Annotated in this window: 14 protein-coding genes; 13 read left to right on the plus strand and 1 reads right to left on the minus strand. The window is 58.0% G+C overall.

Annotated elements, in window-relative coordinates:
* Nucleotides 1–70: 70 nt before the first annotated feature.
* Together tssB and tssC are read left to right on the plus strand one after the other, a co-directional pair.
* Nucleotides 71–604 carry a type VI secretion system contractile sheath small subunit gene (gene tssB, locus ACNY69_RS03720; protein WP_111140779.1) on the plus strand — a complete coding sequence of 178 codons (534 nt, stop codon included), beginning with the start codon at nt 71–73 and terminating at the stop codon, nt 602–604.
* Nucleotides 601–2,100, plus strand: a complete 1,500-nt coding sequence (gene tssC / locus ACNY69_RS03725; protein ID WP_111140778.1) for a type VI secretion system contractile sheath large subunit — start codon at nt 601–603, stop codon at nt 2,098–2,100. Before tssB ends, tssC begins: the two co-directional genes overlap by 4 nt.
* Before the next feature lie 254 nt (nt 2,101–2,354).
* Here tssC and ACNY69_RS03730 read toward each other — a convergent pair whose 3' ends face one another.
* Nucleotides 2,355–2,585: a hypothetical protein gene (locus ACNY69_RS03730; RefSeq protein ID WP_418797331.1), complete on the minus strand. Its 231-nt coding sequence runs from the start codon at nt 2,583–2,585 to the stop codon at nt 2,355–2,357.
* 301 nt (nt 2,586–2,886) lie between these two features.
* Between ACNY69_RS03730 and ACNY69_RS03735 the strand changes: the two genes are divergently transcribed.
* The 11 genes from ACNY69_RS03735 to tssG all read left to right on the plus strand — a co-directional run bounded on the left by ACNY69_RS03735 (nt 2,887) and on the right by tssG (nt 12,931).
* Entirely contained in the window at nt 2,887–3,369 is a 483-nt protein-coding gene (locus tag ACNY69_RS03735; protein ID WP_010246100.1) for an Hcp family type VI secretion system effector, read from the plus strand.
* Between the two features lie 49 nt (nt 3,370–3,418).
* On the plus strand, nt 3,419–3,910 hold the full coding sequence (locus tag ACNY69_RS03740; protein ID WP_418797332.1) for a type VI secretion system amidase effector protein Tae4: 492 nt from the start codon (nt 3,419–3,421) through the stop codon (nt 3,908–3,910).
* The gene (locus ACNY69_RS03745) at nt 3,907–4,272 is read left to right on the plus strand and encodes a T6SS amidase immunity protein Tai4 family protein (RefSeq protein ID WP_111140775.1); all 366 of its coding nucleotides are present in this window, start codon (nt 3,907–3,909) and stop codon (nt 4,270–4,272) included. Before ACNY69_RS03740 ends, ACNY69_RS03745 begins: the two co-directional genes overlap by 4 nt.
* A 192-nt stretch (nt 4,273–4,464) precedes the next feature.
* Nucleotides 4,465–4,683: a lysozyme inhibitor LprI family protein gene (locus tag ACNY69_RS03750; protein WP_418797367.1), complete on the plus strand. Its 219-nt coding sequence runs from the start codon at nt 4,465–4,467 to the stop codon at nt 4,681–4,683.
* Between the two features lie 299 nt (nt 4,684–4,982).
* Nucleotides 4,983–6,842, plus strand: coding sequence for a type VI secretion system-associated FHA domain protein TagH (gene tagH / locus ACNY69_RS03755; protein ID WP_418797334.1), 1,860 nt, complete (start codon nt 4,983–4,985; stop codon nt 6,840–6,842).
* Nucleotides 6,839–7,630, plus strand: coding sequence for a PP2C family protein-serine/threonine phosphatase (locus ACNY69_RS03760; RefSeq protein WP_293769681.1), 792 nt, complete (start codon nt 6,839–6,841; stop codon nt 7,628–7,630). Before tagH ends, ACNY69_RS03760 begins: the two co-directional genes overlap by 4 nt.
* Nucleotides 7,631–7,640: 10 nt before the next feature.
* Complete coding sequence (locus ACNY69_RS03765) at nt 7,641–8,606, plus strand: hypothetical protein (RefSeq protein ID WP_418797335.1); 966 nt, start codon at nt 7,641–7,643, stop codon at nt 8,604–8,606.
* A 15-nt stretch (nt 8,607–8,621) separates the two neighbouring features.
* Nucleotides 8,622–9,449, plus strand: coding sequence for a type VI secretion system accessory protein TagJ (locus ACNY69_RS03770; RefSeq protein WP_418797336.1), 828 nt, complete (start codon nt 8,622–8,624; stop codon nt 9,447–9,449).
* Nucleotides 9,439–10,014, plus strand: a complete 576-nt coding sequence (gene tssE / locus ACNY69_RS03775) for a type VI secretion system baseplate subunit TssE (RefSeq protein WP_111140770.1) — start codon at nt 9,439–9,441, stop codon at nt 10,012–10,014. Before ACNY69_RS03770 ends, tssE begins: the two co-directional genes overlap by 11 nt.
* A 2-nt stretch (nt 10,015–10,016) precedes the next feature.
* A complete protein-coding gene (tssF, locus tag ACNY69_RS03780) occupies nt 10,017–11,888 on the plus strand; it encodes a type VI secretion system baseplate subunit TssF (protein ID WP_418797337.1) in 1,872 nt (623 codons plus the stop codon).
* The gene (gene tssG / locus ACNY69_RS03785) at nt 11,885–12,931 is read left to right on the plus strand and encodes a type VI secretion system baseplate subunit TssG (protein ID WP_418797338.1); all 1,047 of its coding nucleotides are present in this window, start codon (nt 11,885–11,887) and stop codon (nt 12,929–12,931) included. Before tssF ends, tssG begins: the two co-directional genes overlap by 4 nt.

Raw genomic sequence — 12,931 nt, forward strand, 5'->3', positions numbered from 1 at the left:
AACCTCTCACACAGCAGGACCTGCGCGCCTGCTGTGACACGTTATCCGCGCATCATTGATGGAGAAAACCATGGCAACAAGTAAATCCAGTGGGCAGAAGTTCATTGCCCGCAATCGCGCACCCCGCGTTCAGATTGAATATGACGTGGAAATTTATGGCGCGGAACGCAAAATCCAGCTGCCGTTTGTGATGGGCGTGCTGGCGGACCTGGTCGGGAAACCGCTGGAGCCGCAGCCCGGCATCGACGAGCGTAAGTTTCTGGAGATCGACATCGACAACTTCGATGAGCGCATGAAAGCGCTGAAGCCGCGCGCGGCATTCCAGGTCGACAACACCCTGAACGGCGAAGGCAAGCTGAACATCGATCTCACGTTTGACAGCATGGATGACTTTTCGCCGGATGCGGTGGCCCGCAACGTCGAGCCGCTGAACACGCTGCTGGAAGCACGCACCCAGCTGGCAAACCTGCTGACCTATATGGACGGCAAAAACGGGGCAGAGGAGCTGATTGGCAAGGTTCTGCAGGACCCGACGCTGCTGCAGGCGCTGACGCATCTGCCTAAGCAGAATAACGCCACTGACGATAAGGAGCCGCAGGCATGACGCAGAGTTCACAACAGTCGCAGTCGCAGGACGCGGTCAGCTTCAGCCAGGATGAGTTCAGCGCGCTGCTGAACAAAGAGTTCCGGCCAAAAAGCGATCAGGCGCGCGCGGCGGTCGAAAGCGCGGTGAAAACCCTGGCGCAGCAGGCGCTGGAGAACACCGTCACGGTGTCCAGCGATGCGTATCGCACCATCCAGGCGCTGATTGCCGAGATCGACGAAAAGCTCTCTCAGCAGGTCAATCAGATCATTCATCATCCGGAGTTTCAGTCGCTGGAGAGCGCCTGGCGTGGCCTGAGCTACCTGGTCAACAACACCGAAACCGACGAGATGCTGAAAATCCGCTTTATGAGCATCTCCAAGCAGGAACTGGGCCGCAGCCTGAAGCGCTACAAAGGTGCGAGCTGGGATCAAAGCCCGCTGTTCAAGAAGATTTATGAGCAGGAGTATGGTCAGTTCGGTGGCGAGCCGTTTGGCTGCCTGGTCGGCGATTACTACTTCGATCACAGCCCGCAGGATGTCGAGCTGCTGGGTGAGATGGCCCGCATCGGGTCGGCCGCGCACTGTCCGTTTATCACCGGCACGGCACCCGAAGTCATGCAGATGGAGTCCTGGCAGGAGCTGGCGAACCCGCGCGATCTGACCAAGATCTTCCAGAACACCGAGTACGCCGCCTGGCGCAGCCTGCGTGAGTCGGAAGATGCACGCTATCTGGGCCTGGTGATGCCGCGCTTCCTGGCGCGTCTGCCCTACGGGATCCGCACCAACCCGGTCGACAGCTTCGACTTTGAAGAGCAGACAGACGGCTCCGATCACAGTAACTATGCCTGGAGCAATGCGGCGTACGCGATGGCCGCCAACATTAACCGCTCATTCAAAGAGTATGGCTGGTGTACCGCTATCCGCGGCGTGGAGTCGGGCGGGGCTGTCGAAAATCTGCCGTGTCATACCTTCCCGAGCGATGACGGTGGCGTGGACATGAAGTGTCCGACCGAGATCGCCATCAGCGATCGCCGTGAAGCCGAGCTGGCGAAAAACGGCTTTATGCCGCTGGTGCATCGTAAGAACTCCGACTTCGCCGCCTTTATCGGTGCGCAGTCACTGCAGAAGCCGATGGAGTATCACGACGCCGATGCCACCGCCAATGCCCGTCTGGCCGCGCGCCTGCCTTACCTGTTCGCCTGCTGCCGCTTCGCGCACTACCTGAAGTGCATCGTGCGTGACAAGATCGGCTCCTTCCGCGAGCGCGATGAGATGGAACGCTGGCTGAACGACTGGGTGATGAATTACGTCGATGGCGACCCGGCTAACTCCTCGCAGGAGACCAAGTCACGCAAGCCGCTGGCGGCTGCCGAGGTGAATGTGGAAGAACAGGAGGATAACCCGGGCTATTACGCCGCGAAGTTCTTCCTGCGTCCGCACTACCAGCTGGAAGGGCTGACCGTTTCGCTGCGTCTGGTCTCCAAACTGCCTTCACTGAAAAATGATAATGCTTAAGGGCTGAACAGGATGCGTGGTGTCCGGGGCGACCGGGCATCACGCAGTCTCTGAATGGATGGCGAGGTGTGAAGCTCTGCACACTGTCATTTGCTGAGCTGTCACCCTGATCTGATTTTAATATTCTAAGCGGGTTTTTCTGTATTCAGCCTGGGTTGTTTCTGTGATGAGAAAGCTTGTAAATGCCGTTCTGTCTTTTCATTCAGGAACGGCGTGGCCACAGATTTAGGCGATGGCAGATAAACGTAAACAGATTAATGAATATTTTTACGTATTAGCCTGTTCGGCATAATAACAATGGCTATGCAGGCAGCAATAAAGAGCGCTTTACCAGCAAGTAAGCCTGAAGAGCAGGCGTTAACGCTTCCATAACGGGCAACCAGATAGATTGAGCTTACAAGATCAACAATGGCATAAAGAGAGATCAGCGATAACAGGATTATCAGGAAAACTGAGAAGACCTTTTTTATCTCTATTCCTTCCATGAATATTTAATGTGCCGGGCGGCTATATAATATTGATCATGGCGCTGTCCATAAAATGGGCACCTTACAAAGCGTAAAACAGTGCGTTATCCGGTTATTGATGTTTTCGCACTATAAATGCATATCTATTTTGTCCGGTTAATGACCGGCAATACGAATTCTGAAATATGGTTTATGACGATATTTCAGAAGCAAGGCAAAGGTAAAATATGGACTGTTTTATTCAGCCCCATGCTTTTCTTTTTGCCATATCCTTGCTTTTTTGAAAGCAATAATCGCAACCAATAAAGAGTGAAAGATAATGGCTATTGATATGTTTATGAAGGTTGACGGAGTCACCGGCGAATCGAAAGATTCAAACCACACCGGCTGGACTGATATCACCTCTTTCTCATGGGGTGCCTCTCAGCCAGGCAACATGTCTGTGGGCGGCGGCGGCGGTGCCGGTAAAGTTAACTTCAACGACCTGCACGTTAACGCGCTGATCGATAAATCCACCACGGCGCTGCTGAAGAACTGCGCCAGCGGTAAGCATCTGGCAAAAGTCGAACTCTCTATCTGCAAAGCAGGTGGTTCTCAGGTTGAGTACGCACGTATTACTCTGGAAGACGTGCTGGTGACCGCTGTGAACTATAACGGTTCCGACAACGGCGATACCCTGGGTATGACTTACTCCTTCCAGGCTTCTAAAGTGAAACAGCAGTACTGGGAGCAGAGTTCTTCCGGTGGCAAAGGCGCAGAGAGCAGCGCGGGCTGGGATATCAAAGGCAATAAAGAAGCGTAATATTGCTCGGCAGCCTCCCCTCAGGGGAGGCTTTGAAAGGAGTTTTGCTATGGCACATTTAAGACCTCAATTTTCAGCTGCCTGGAACCGCTTCTCAGAAGTTAATGTTTCCGTCGAGAAGGTTGGAGAAATATTGGGTGGAAAAGTAGAAGCAAATATCGCCGCCAGAATTTTCGAGAATGCCTGCCCAATCAGAATGAGCTATGTTCTTGATTACACTGGCCTTCCTGTTCCCGCAAACAGTCGTTATGCGACCGTAACGGGTAAAGACAAAAAGCGTTATATGTTTCGCGTCAACGATATGATGGACTTTTTAGTCAGCGCGTTTGGTCAGCCAGACCTGACAGTGAAGTCACCAAAACCCGGTTCATTTAACGGTAAACAGGGGATTATTGTTTTTCAGGGGAGTGGCTGGAGCAATGCCCGTGGGCACGTGACACTCTGGAACGGCAATATCTGCTCTGATACCTGTCACTTCCTGGGTGGCGCAGAAAATGGTAGTTTTGTTCCTGATGTTGCCTCCCTGTGGATTCTGAAATGAAAAAATTACTGATGTTACTGGCTCTGACGCTATCTCCTGCAGTGCTGGCGATAACGCCTCCGGCGCCAGACTCCTTTAAGCAACCGCAGATTTTCAGCAACTGGCTTCTGAACCGCTGTGCAGGTAAAGCTGCCACTGACAAAGTTTTCAGCGATGATGCCTTCAAAAGTGCGTCAGCCTGGTTAGAGGTAAGCAATCTCCCTGTTGAAGCCTTCAGTGATGGCGATAAATTAATCAATGCGTATTTGAAGATGGATCTGACCGGCTCAGTCAAAGGAAGCTTCAATATGATGAAATGCACATTACTTTCGCAAAGCCAGGATGCAAAAGTGCTTTACGAAAAATATAAAAATAAAAGTTAACATAAATGGTGAGTTTCTGATGAAATGTTATTATTTACTGCTATGCGTTTAAGCTACTTATGTTTCCTCTATCCATGCGATGAGTGATTGTTCAAGCGGGAATAACGCTCAGGAAGTTAACGAATGTGCAGAAAAAATAAAACAGAGTCAGAGCTGAATTTAAATAAAGAGTATTAAGCGGCGAAAATCCGAATTGAGCACCTTTATGAAGGCCATGATCAGGAGTCCAGCCAGTACCGAAGCGCCTTTGTTGATACTCAGCGCAACTGGCTCAAATACTGTGATAGTCAGTGCAGGCTTGAAGCCTATGCCGCTGAAGAGGGCAGCGATGCTTATGTGAGCGTCATGAATTTCTGTATTGATCGTCTCGATAAGGAACGCACTGCAATTCTGAAGCAACTGCCTTACTGATTACCCAGAAAGATTAATGTCTGTTTAAAATTCAAAAAAAAACCACTCTTATTCGTCTCTGATATGCTGTCTTTTCGGGTTCGGAATTATGCTGCACGCTTCTTTAAGTAAGAATTGGTTCCCGTCGCAGTCGGTTTTATTTATTAACCAGTAAATCTGTCAATTTAAGTAATGTATCCGGCATCACCAATTGAAATAAAATCAACCCCAAAATTAAACGCTCCCGCTCCCTATACCCCGCACTTTTCCCCGAAAGGTGCGCGGTATAGATGCCGAACCGCTAACCGCAGGAATCCGTTATGCGCTTTACGATAATAACGACCAAACCCGGCCAACAGCCGCCGCAGACTCATTGTGACTTCTTTCCGCCCGGCGGTACGATTGGACGCGGCGTGGATAACAATCTGGTGCTGCCGGACGATGACCGGACGCTCTCCCGCCTTCAGGCGATTGTGCACATCACCGCAAACGGTGAGTGCCGCCTGACTAACCGTGGCAATGTAACCCGCGTGCTGCTCAACGACATCCCGCTGGAGCGCGGCCGTCAGGTTGAGCTGCAGGATGGGGATATTCTGGGCATTGATGATTACCAGCTGCTGGTCAGTGACCTGAACAGTGCGTCGCAGCCACAGGCTGAAAGAACGGTTCCTCGTCCTGAGGCGATCCGGCCCGCAACGGTGGCTGATGAGCCACCCGTGGAAAAAGCCGCGACGGCCGCGATCCCGAGTGAAATCTGGGACAGCCTGGCGAAGGAGTTTTCGATCTCGGACGATCTCTCTAAGCGCAAACCGGTGCCTGAAAAGCCGGAGGGGAATCCCCTGACCGCACCGGCCTCGCCGGATCGCAATCCCGAAGATCCGCTGGCCCAGCTGATGAACGATGCGCCGCTGGACTATGGCCAGCAGCCGAAAAATCGCAGTCTGTTTGATGAAGGCGATGCGCTGTTTGCGCAGCAGGGCATTTTCGACGATCGGACGCCGAGCGCACTGTCGACTCAGCAGAAAACCGCACCGCAGCCCGATAAACCCGCCGCTGAACTGGACCCGTTAAGCCTGTTCGACGGTGAAAACAGCATGGATGCGCGCAACCACGACGATCCACTGGGCCTGATGATGGGCAACGCAGTGTCGCTGGCTCAGCCCGAGCCACCCGCAGCGAAACCGGCGACGCCTCAGCCAGCGGCGACGCCCGAACAGTCTGCCGTACGTTCAGCAGAGCAGCCGCCTGCCAGTCTGAATGAAGCAGAATCACCATTATTCAGCTTCAGTGAACCTCACAACCCGCAACCCGATGCGCACCGCCAGCCTCAGCGCGAGGCACCGGAGCCGCTGATGCCAATCGATGAAGAGCGCGCCGTCCAGACGGAGGCGCTCAATCCGCAGAACGACTACGGCGGCATTACGCTGCCCACACCCCAGGCGGTGCAGCGCACGCCAGCACCGACGCCAAAAGGGCGGCTGCGTATCGATCCGGTTGCGTCCGGCCACCAGCCTGCCGCTGCGGTGCCGCCGTCGGCGCCAAGCCAGACCAGTGGCGACGCCCTGAAGGGCGAACTGCTGAACGCGCTGCTGGAAGGCATGGGCCTGCGCGATCTGCAGCCGACCCCCCAGTTCGACCGCGAACAGATGCTGCAGTTTGGTCAGATGCTCAGCATGTTCTCGCAGGGCACGGTCGCGCTGCTCTCATCGCGTTCGATCCTGAAGCGTGGGGTCAAGGCCGACATGACGGTGATCCTCGACGACGCCAACAACCCGTTCAAACTGCTGCCGTCGGGCAAAACCGTCCTGATGCAGATGTTCGGCAGCCGGATGCCAGGTTTTATGCCGCCGCGTCAGGCAGTGCGTGATGCGCTGATCGATCTGCAGGCGCACCAGCTGGGGATGATCGCCGGAATCCGCGCCATTATCGCCTCAATGCTGCAATCCTTTAACCCGGAGCAGCTGGAGGAGGAGGCGCGTCAGGCAGGGTCGGTGTCCCGCATCGGGCTGCCGGGCAGCCGTAAAGCGGCGCTGTGGGAGCATTTTGTTCAGCGTTACGGCGAGACGGCGGGTGAGATCGAAGACGATTTCCACACCCTGTTTGGCGAAGCGTTTCTGCACGCCTATGACCTGGAAGTCAATCAATACAAAGACTCACAAACCCACACGGATGACGCATGAATATCACTATTGCCTCGACGTCGAATCAGGGCGATCGCGCCAGTAATCAGGATCAGATCGGTGATGTCATCGGTAAACGTTCCGCCTGCTTTGTGGTGTGCGATGGCGTGGCTGGCTTTCCCGGCGGGGAGATCGCTGCATCGATAGCCCGCAGCAGCCTTCTGCAGGCGTTTGACGGGGATGCGCATCTGGATGCGCAGTCGATTCGCCGTTACGTCAATCACGCGAATCACGCTATCCGGCAGCAGCAAAAGGTCAGCAGCGAACATAGCCGCATGGGCACCACGCTGGTCAGCCTGTTTATCGACCGCGACTACCATCTGGCCTGCTGGGCCCATGCCGGTGACAGCCGCCTCTACCTGTTCCGCCGCGGCTATCTCTATCTCGTGACCACCGACCACAGCCTCGTGCAGCAGATGAAGGATGCCGGACATCGCACCGACGGCATCAACAGTAATCTGCTCTATTTTGCGCTGGGAATGGGCGATGAGCAGCGCGACGCCAGCTACAGCGACGTGGTCGGCATCGAAGATGGCGACGCCTTTTTACTCTGCACGGATGGGTTCTGGCACGGCGTAACACTGGAGCAGATGCAGCAGTCGCTGCACATGGTGAATACGCCCGCAGAGTGGCTGACGCTGATGCAGCAGATCATTAAAAACGACCAGCCGGATGAGGGGCAGCAGGATAATTTCAGTGCGCTGGCCGTCTGGATTGGATCGCCTCAGGACACCACTTTACTGCACTCGCTCTCTGAAGCAGCGCAGTTTTTCCCTCTGCGAGATTGAGAACGCCAACATGAAATATGGATTAGTGGCTCTGGCTGCGTTGCTGCTCAGCACGCAGGTTTATGCTGAAAATTATCGCATCGTCCAGTCCCCGGCACAGAAACTGGATGTCTGGATCGATGATGTCAAAAACAACCAGCTCTCAAGCTGGTGCAACAGCACGGTCAATCTGCGCATCGTCACCCTGGGTGAAAAAGATGCCGGGGTGCTGAAGGCGTTTCTGCCCCGGGTAGCCGGACTGATGGCCTCACAGTGTAAACCGCTGCAGACGCTGCACTGGCAGCTGACGGACGAGCAGGGCGCTGAGATTGCCACAGGCAGTGCCGCCCGCCCTCAGCAGTGGAAAACCGTCGTGACGCCGCCCGCGCCGCAACAGCCAGCTTCCGCTGTGGCTGCTGACCCCTTACTCAACGCGGCTCAGGCCGATACCTCACCCTGGCTGCAGTTCAGCCTGCTGGATGGCTGCCATTTCCGCACCTGGTGGCGACATCCGGCGCAGGGCAGCGCGCTGTTTATCCCGGCGAAGCAGGGGCTGACCTGTGGCGCCGATGGCTGGCTCAGCGGCCACAGCAGCCTGACGCAGCAGGGCAACGGTGCGTCAGCCGCAACCGGCGTCACCTTCCTGCAGGGCTTCCCGGTTTCGGGACTGAGCAATCAGTTACCTACCGCCGAACTGCATATTACGACGGTTAATAGTGAGCGCATGGTGCTGGGCAACGAGAAGTCGCCGGATAGCTGGCTGGTTCTGCCGTTCAGCAACCGCTTCAACGGCTGGCAGGCGACACGGCAGGTGGTGGTGCAGATGCCGGTCAGCGAAGCGGCCGATCAGAGTGCGCTACAGGCGCGTCTGCAGGAAGTCCGCAAGGTCTGGTCACCGTGGCTCAGCGGCGATGCCACGCTGAGTGTGCAACTGGTGGAAAAACTGCATCCCGAACTGAAAGATCCCGCCGCCGCGGTCTATCGCACCGTTAACTGACGCAAAGGAGTCTGCATGCAATCTCTGCAAAATCATCTGGCCACTGCCACGATCGGCGAGACGCTCGCTGAGGTCACGCGTCAGATTCAGGCCACGCCGGCGGATGCCGATCTGCGGGCCGCCTTTGTGCAGCTGCTCTGCCTGGCGGGTAACTGGTCGCGCGCGCAGACGCAACTGCACTCCTGGCTGGCGTTAAGCCCGCAGGCTCAGCCAACGGTTAATCTGCTGCAGCAGGCGATCGCTGGCGAGCGGCAGCGGGAAGCGGTGCTGCGCGGTGAAGCGGAGCCGGTGCTGCCGGGCAGCGCCTGGGCGTGGTGTAACACGCTGCTGGCCGCCCTGCAGGCGGACGCGGCGGGCGAGGCTGCGCGGGGTCAGGCATTGCGGGCCGGGGCGTTCGACCTGGCCGCCGCCAGTCCCGGCACGATCACGCAGCAGGATCAGCCGACCGCCTTCAGCTGGCTGATGGATGGTGACAGCCGCTTCGGGCCGGTGTGTGAAGTCATTAATCAGGGGCGCTACTACTGGCTGCCGTTTGCCGCGATCCGTGAGATGCAGTTTCAGGCACCCGCCAGCGTGACCGATTTGGTCTGGCGGCATACGCGGATAGCGCTGATTGATGGCAGCGAACAGGTCTGCCAGATCCCGGCACGCTATCCACTGCGGGCAGAAACGGAGGAGCATTTCCTGCGGGCCAGCGCCACTGAGTGGCTGCCGCTGGGCGAAGAGAGCGATCAGTTCATCGGTCAGGGACAAAAAATGTGGCTCAGCGATAGCGCGGAGTTTTCACTGCTGAACCTGCAGAAGGCGGTGTTCGATGATGCCGGATCGGCCGATGAGTCATGATTCCGGCGCGCAGAACGATCGCTATGCGCAGCTGCATGGCGGCTTTCGCGCGCGCAAAAAGCGTGATGCGTTAACTGCCCGCGACAAGCTCCAATCCTCCCTGCTGGATCGCCTGACCGACAACGCGCCGGATAAAGAGCAGGAGGCGGACAACAGCATGTTGATCACCCACAGTACGCTGCGCCGTCACGTCCTGCGCGATCTGCAGTGGCTGTTTAACACCATCAACAACGAAGCGCAGCAGGATCTCAGCGGCTTTGACCATGTGCAGCGATCCGTCTGGAACTTCGGTGTGGCACCCCTGGCCGGGCAGAACGTCTCCGACCTCGAATGGCAGGATATGCAGCGCAAAATGACCAACGCCATTCTGCACTTCGAACCACGGATCCTGCCGCAGGGGCTGCAGGTGCGCTGCATCAGCGATCTCGGCTCTCTGAGCCTGCACAACGTGCTGTCGATTGAAATTAAAGGGCAGCTCTGGTGCGTGCCTTATCCACTGGCGTTTCTGTTTCGCACCCAGGTTGATCTGGAGAGCGGCCACTTCGAACTACAGGATGCAGGATAATCATGGACAGCAATCTGCTTGACTACTACAACCGCGAACTGGCCTACCTGCGCGAGATGGGGGCAGAGTTTGCCACGCGCTACCCCAAAGTTGCGGGGCGTCTTGGTATGCACGGGATCGAGGTGGCCGACCCCTACGTCGAACGCCTGATGGAGGGCTTCGCCTTCCTGACGTCGCGCGTGCAGCTGAAGATGGACGCGGAGTTTCCGCGCTTCTCACAGCGCCTGCTGGAGATGATCGCGCCTTCATATCTCTCGCCCACGCCGTCAATGGCGATTGCGCAGCTGACGCCGGACAGCCGCAAAGGGGATATCACCCAGGGCTTTCGCGTGCCGCGCGGCACCATGATGGAGAGCCAGAACCTGAAAAAGACCGGCGTCACCTGCAGTTACACCACTGCGCACGATGTGGTGCTGCATCCGCTGCGGATCAGCGAAGCCTCGCTCGGCGGTGTCCCTGGGGATCTCCCTTCTGGCGAACTCAAACTCACCGGCCTGGGCGCGGCCAGCGCGCTGCGCATCCGTATCAGCTGCGACGGGATTTCGGCGCTGAGCCAGCTTAACGTGAACGACCTGATGCTGTTCCTGAGCGGCCCGGACATCCAGGCGCTGAAGCTGCTGGAACTGCTGATGCAGCACCGGGTGGGCATCGTGCTGCAGTCGGTCGAAAAGCGCCCGCAGCGTCAGGTTCTGACGGATGAGGCGCTGCAGCAGGAGGGCTTTGCGCCGGAACAGGCGCTGCTGCCTGACGATCTGCGCAACTTCGACGGCTACCGTCTGTTGCAGGAGTACTTTGCATTTCCGGCCCGCTTCCAGTTTATCAGCCTGGGCGAGCTGGCACCGTTCCTGCGCCGCTGCGACAGCGCCACGGCATTCGACATCATCATCCTGCTCGACAAAGCCGACAGCGCCCTCGAAAGCGTGGTGGACAGCTCACATCTGGCGCTGCACTGCACGCCGGTCATCAATCTGTTTCCCAAAACCGCCGAGCGCCTGAAAGTCAGCGACAGTCAGCATGAATATCATCTGGTGGTCGATAACATCCGGCCACTGGATTATGAGGTGCATTCGGTTCAGCGGCTGTTCGCTACCGTCGAGGGTCAGCGTGAAGAGCAGGTCTTTCGCCCGTTCTGGAGCACCTTCAGCGGCGACGAGGGCGACTATGGCGCTTACTTCTCGCTGCGCCGTGAGCAGCGCACCCTCTCAGAGCAGGCACAGCGCTACGGCACCCGCACCGGCTACATCGGTTCAGAAGTCTTCCTGTCGCTGGTGGATGAGCATCATGCGCCGTGGCGCGACGGAGTGCGTTATCTCTCTGCTGAGGTGATGTGTACCAGCCGCGATCTGCCGCTGATGTTACAACAGGATCAGGGTAACTTCGTGATGCCGGACTCGATTCCGGTAGGGGAGCTGAAGCTGTGCAAAGGGCCGACGCCCCCGCGTCCGGCGCTGGCCGAGGGGCTCTCCGCGTGGCGGTTGATCAGCCATCTGCAGATGAACTATCTCAGCCTGATGGACAGCCGCGAAGGTGAGGGCGCGGCGGCGCTGCGCCAGCTGCTGAGCCTCTATGCGAACCTCGCCGACGCGCCGGTCGCCCGTCAGATCGATGGCATCCGCCACTGTACGCTCAGCGCGGTTAACCGCCGCGTGCCGGAACCTGGCCCGGTGGTGTTTGCGCGCGGCGTCAGTATCAGCCTGGAAGTCGATGAGCAGGCGTTTTCCGGTGCCAGCCCGTGGCTGCTCGGCAGCGTGCTGGAGCGGGTCTGCAGCCGTTTAGTGGCGCTGAACAGCTTCACCGAGTTCACGCTGAACAGCCAGCAGCGCGGCGAGGTGGGCTACTGGCCGCCGCGCATGGGCCGGAAAGCGCTGATATGAGACACGAAAAGGTCACTCCACTGCCACGGTTTACCCGCCTGCCGGAGGATTTCTGGCAGCAGCTGATGGCCGCGCCCTGGCGCTACGATCTGTTCCAGCTGCTGCGGCGGCTGGATGCGCAGGGCGGACAGCGCTATCCGCTGGGACGGGCACCGCTGCCGAAGTTTGAGGCCGTGCGTATCGGCCAGGCGCCCTCGCTGGCGTTTGCGCCCGCCGCCATCGCCAGCGCCGCGCCGCGTGACGAGGCGGGGCGTCACGACCTGTCGATCTACAGTTTTGGTCTGTTTGGCCCCAATGGCCCGCTGCCGACCCATCTGACCGAGTATGTCCACGAACGCATCGTGCATCATCAGGATCACAGCCTCTCGGCGTTCGCTGACCTGTTTCATCATCGCGCCACGCTGCTCTTCTACCGCGCCTGGGCGGATGCGCAGCCGACCGTGTCGCTGGATCGCCCCGACGACCGGCGCTTCCTGAACTACCTCGCCTGCCTGGCGGGGATAGGATTACCGGCCCAGCAGCAGGCCAGCTCGCTGAGCCTTCATGCCCGTCTGATGCTGGTGGGACATCTCAGCCGTCACGGTCATGATGCGGAAGGGCTGGTGCGTATTCTGCGCCACTACTTTGGTGTGCCGGTCAGGCTGACCCAGAACCTGCCGCACTGGCTGAAGCTGGATAGCCGCGATCAGGCCCGGCTGGGCGCAGGCCGCCACATGCCCCGTCTGGGCGTCTCGGCGTTTCTCGGCGTGGCGGTGCGCGATGTGCAGCATCGTTTTCGCCTGCACCTGGGGCCGCTCAGCGCCGCGCAGTATGCCCACTTTCTGCCGGATGCCCCCGGTGCGCAGGAGTTGCGCGACTGGGTGCGTCACTACCTCGGCATCGAAATGCAGTGGGATCTCAGCCTGATCCTTGCCGCTGACGACGTGCAGGGCGTGGCGCTGGGCGGCACCGCGCGACTCGGTTACACCAGCTGGCTGGGGCAGACGCCGCAGCCACAGGATCGTGAAGATTTTATGTTTGAGGTTGAGGCCGCCCTGCGCTGA

It is taken from the genome of Pantoea graminicola (genome assembly GCF_048452665.1).
Classification (GTDB): domain Bacteria; phylum Pseudomonadota; class Gammaproteobacteria; order Enterobacterales; family Enterobacteriaceae; genus Pantoea.

What these genes read in the sequence shown, in the direction of transcription:
- tssB (WP_111140779.1), top strand. Translation starts at nt 71, where the DNA reads ATGGCAACAAGTAAATCCAGTGGGCAGAAGTTCATTGCCCGCAATCGC.
- tssC (WP_111140778.1), top strand. Translation starts at nt 601, where the DNA reads ATGACGCAGAGTTCACAACAGTCGCAGTCGCAGGACGCGGTCAGCTTC.
- ACNY69_RS03730 (WP_418797331.1), bottom strand. Translation starts at nt 2,585, where the DNA reads ATGGAAGGAATAGAGATAAAAAAGGTCTTCTCAGTTTTCCTGATAATC.
- ACNY69_RS03735 (WP_010246100.1), top strand. Translation starts at nt 2,887, where the DNA reads ATGGCTATTGATATGTTTATGAAGGTTGACGGAGTCACCGGCGAATCG.
- ACNY69_RS03740 (WP_418797332.1), top strand. Translation starts at nt 3,419, where the DNA reads ATGGCACATTTAAGACCTCAATTTTCAGCTGCCTGGAACCGCTTCTCA.
- ACNY69_RS03745 (WP_111140775.1), top strand. Translation starts at nt 3,907, where the DNA reads ATGAAAAAATTACTGATGTTACTGGCTCTGACGCTATCTCCTGCAGTG.
- tagH (WP_418797334.1), top strand. Translation starts at nt 4,983, where the DNA reads ATGCGCTTTACGATAATAACGACCAAACCCGGCCAACAGCCGCCGCAG.
- ACNY69_RS03760 (WP_293769681.1), top strand. Translation starts at nt 6,839, where the DNA reads ATGAATATCACTATTGCCTCGACGTCGAATCAGGGCGATCGCGCCAGT.
- ACNY69_RS03765 (WP_418797335.1), top strand. Translation starts at nt 7,641, where the DNA reads ATGAAATATGGATTAGTGGCTCTGGCTGCGTTGCTGCTCAGCACGCAG.
- ACNY69_RS03770 (WP_418797336.1), top strand. Translation starts at nt 8,622, where the DNA reads ATGCAATCTCTGCAAAATCATCTGGCCACTGCCACGATCGGCGAGACG.
- tssE (WP_111140770.1), top strand. Translation starts at nt 9,439, where the DNA reads ATGAGTCATGATTCCGGCGCGCAGAACGATCGCTATGCGCAGCTGCAT.
- tssF (WP_418797337.1), top strand. Translation starts at nt 10,017, where the DNA reads ATGGACAGCAATCTGCTTGACTACTACAACCGCGAACTGGCCTACCTG.
- tssG (WP_418797338.1), top strand. Translation starts at nt 11,885, where the DNA reads ATGAGACACGAAAAGGTCACTCCACTGCCACGGTTTACCCGCCTGCCG.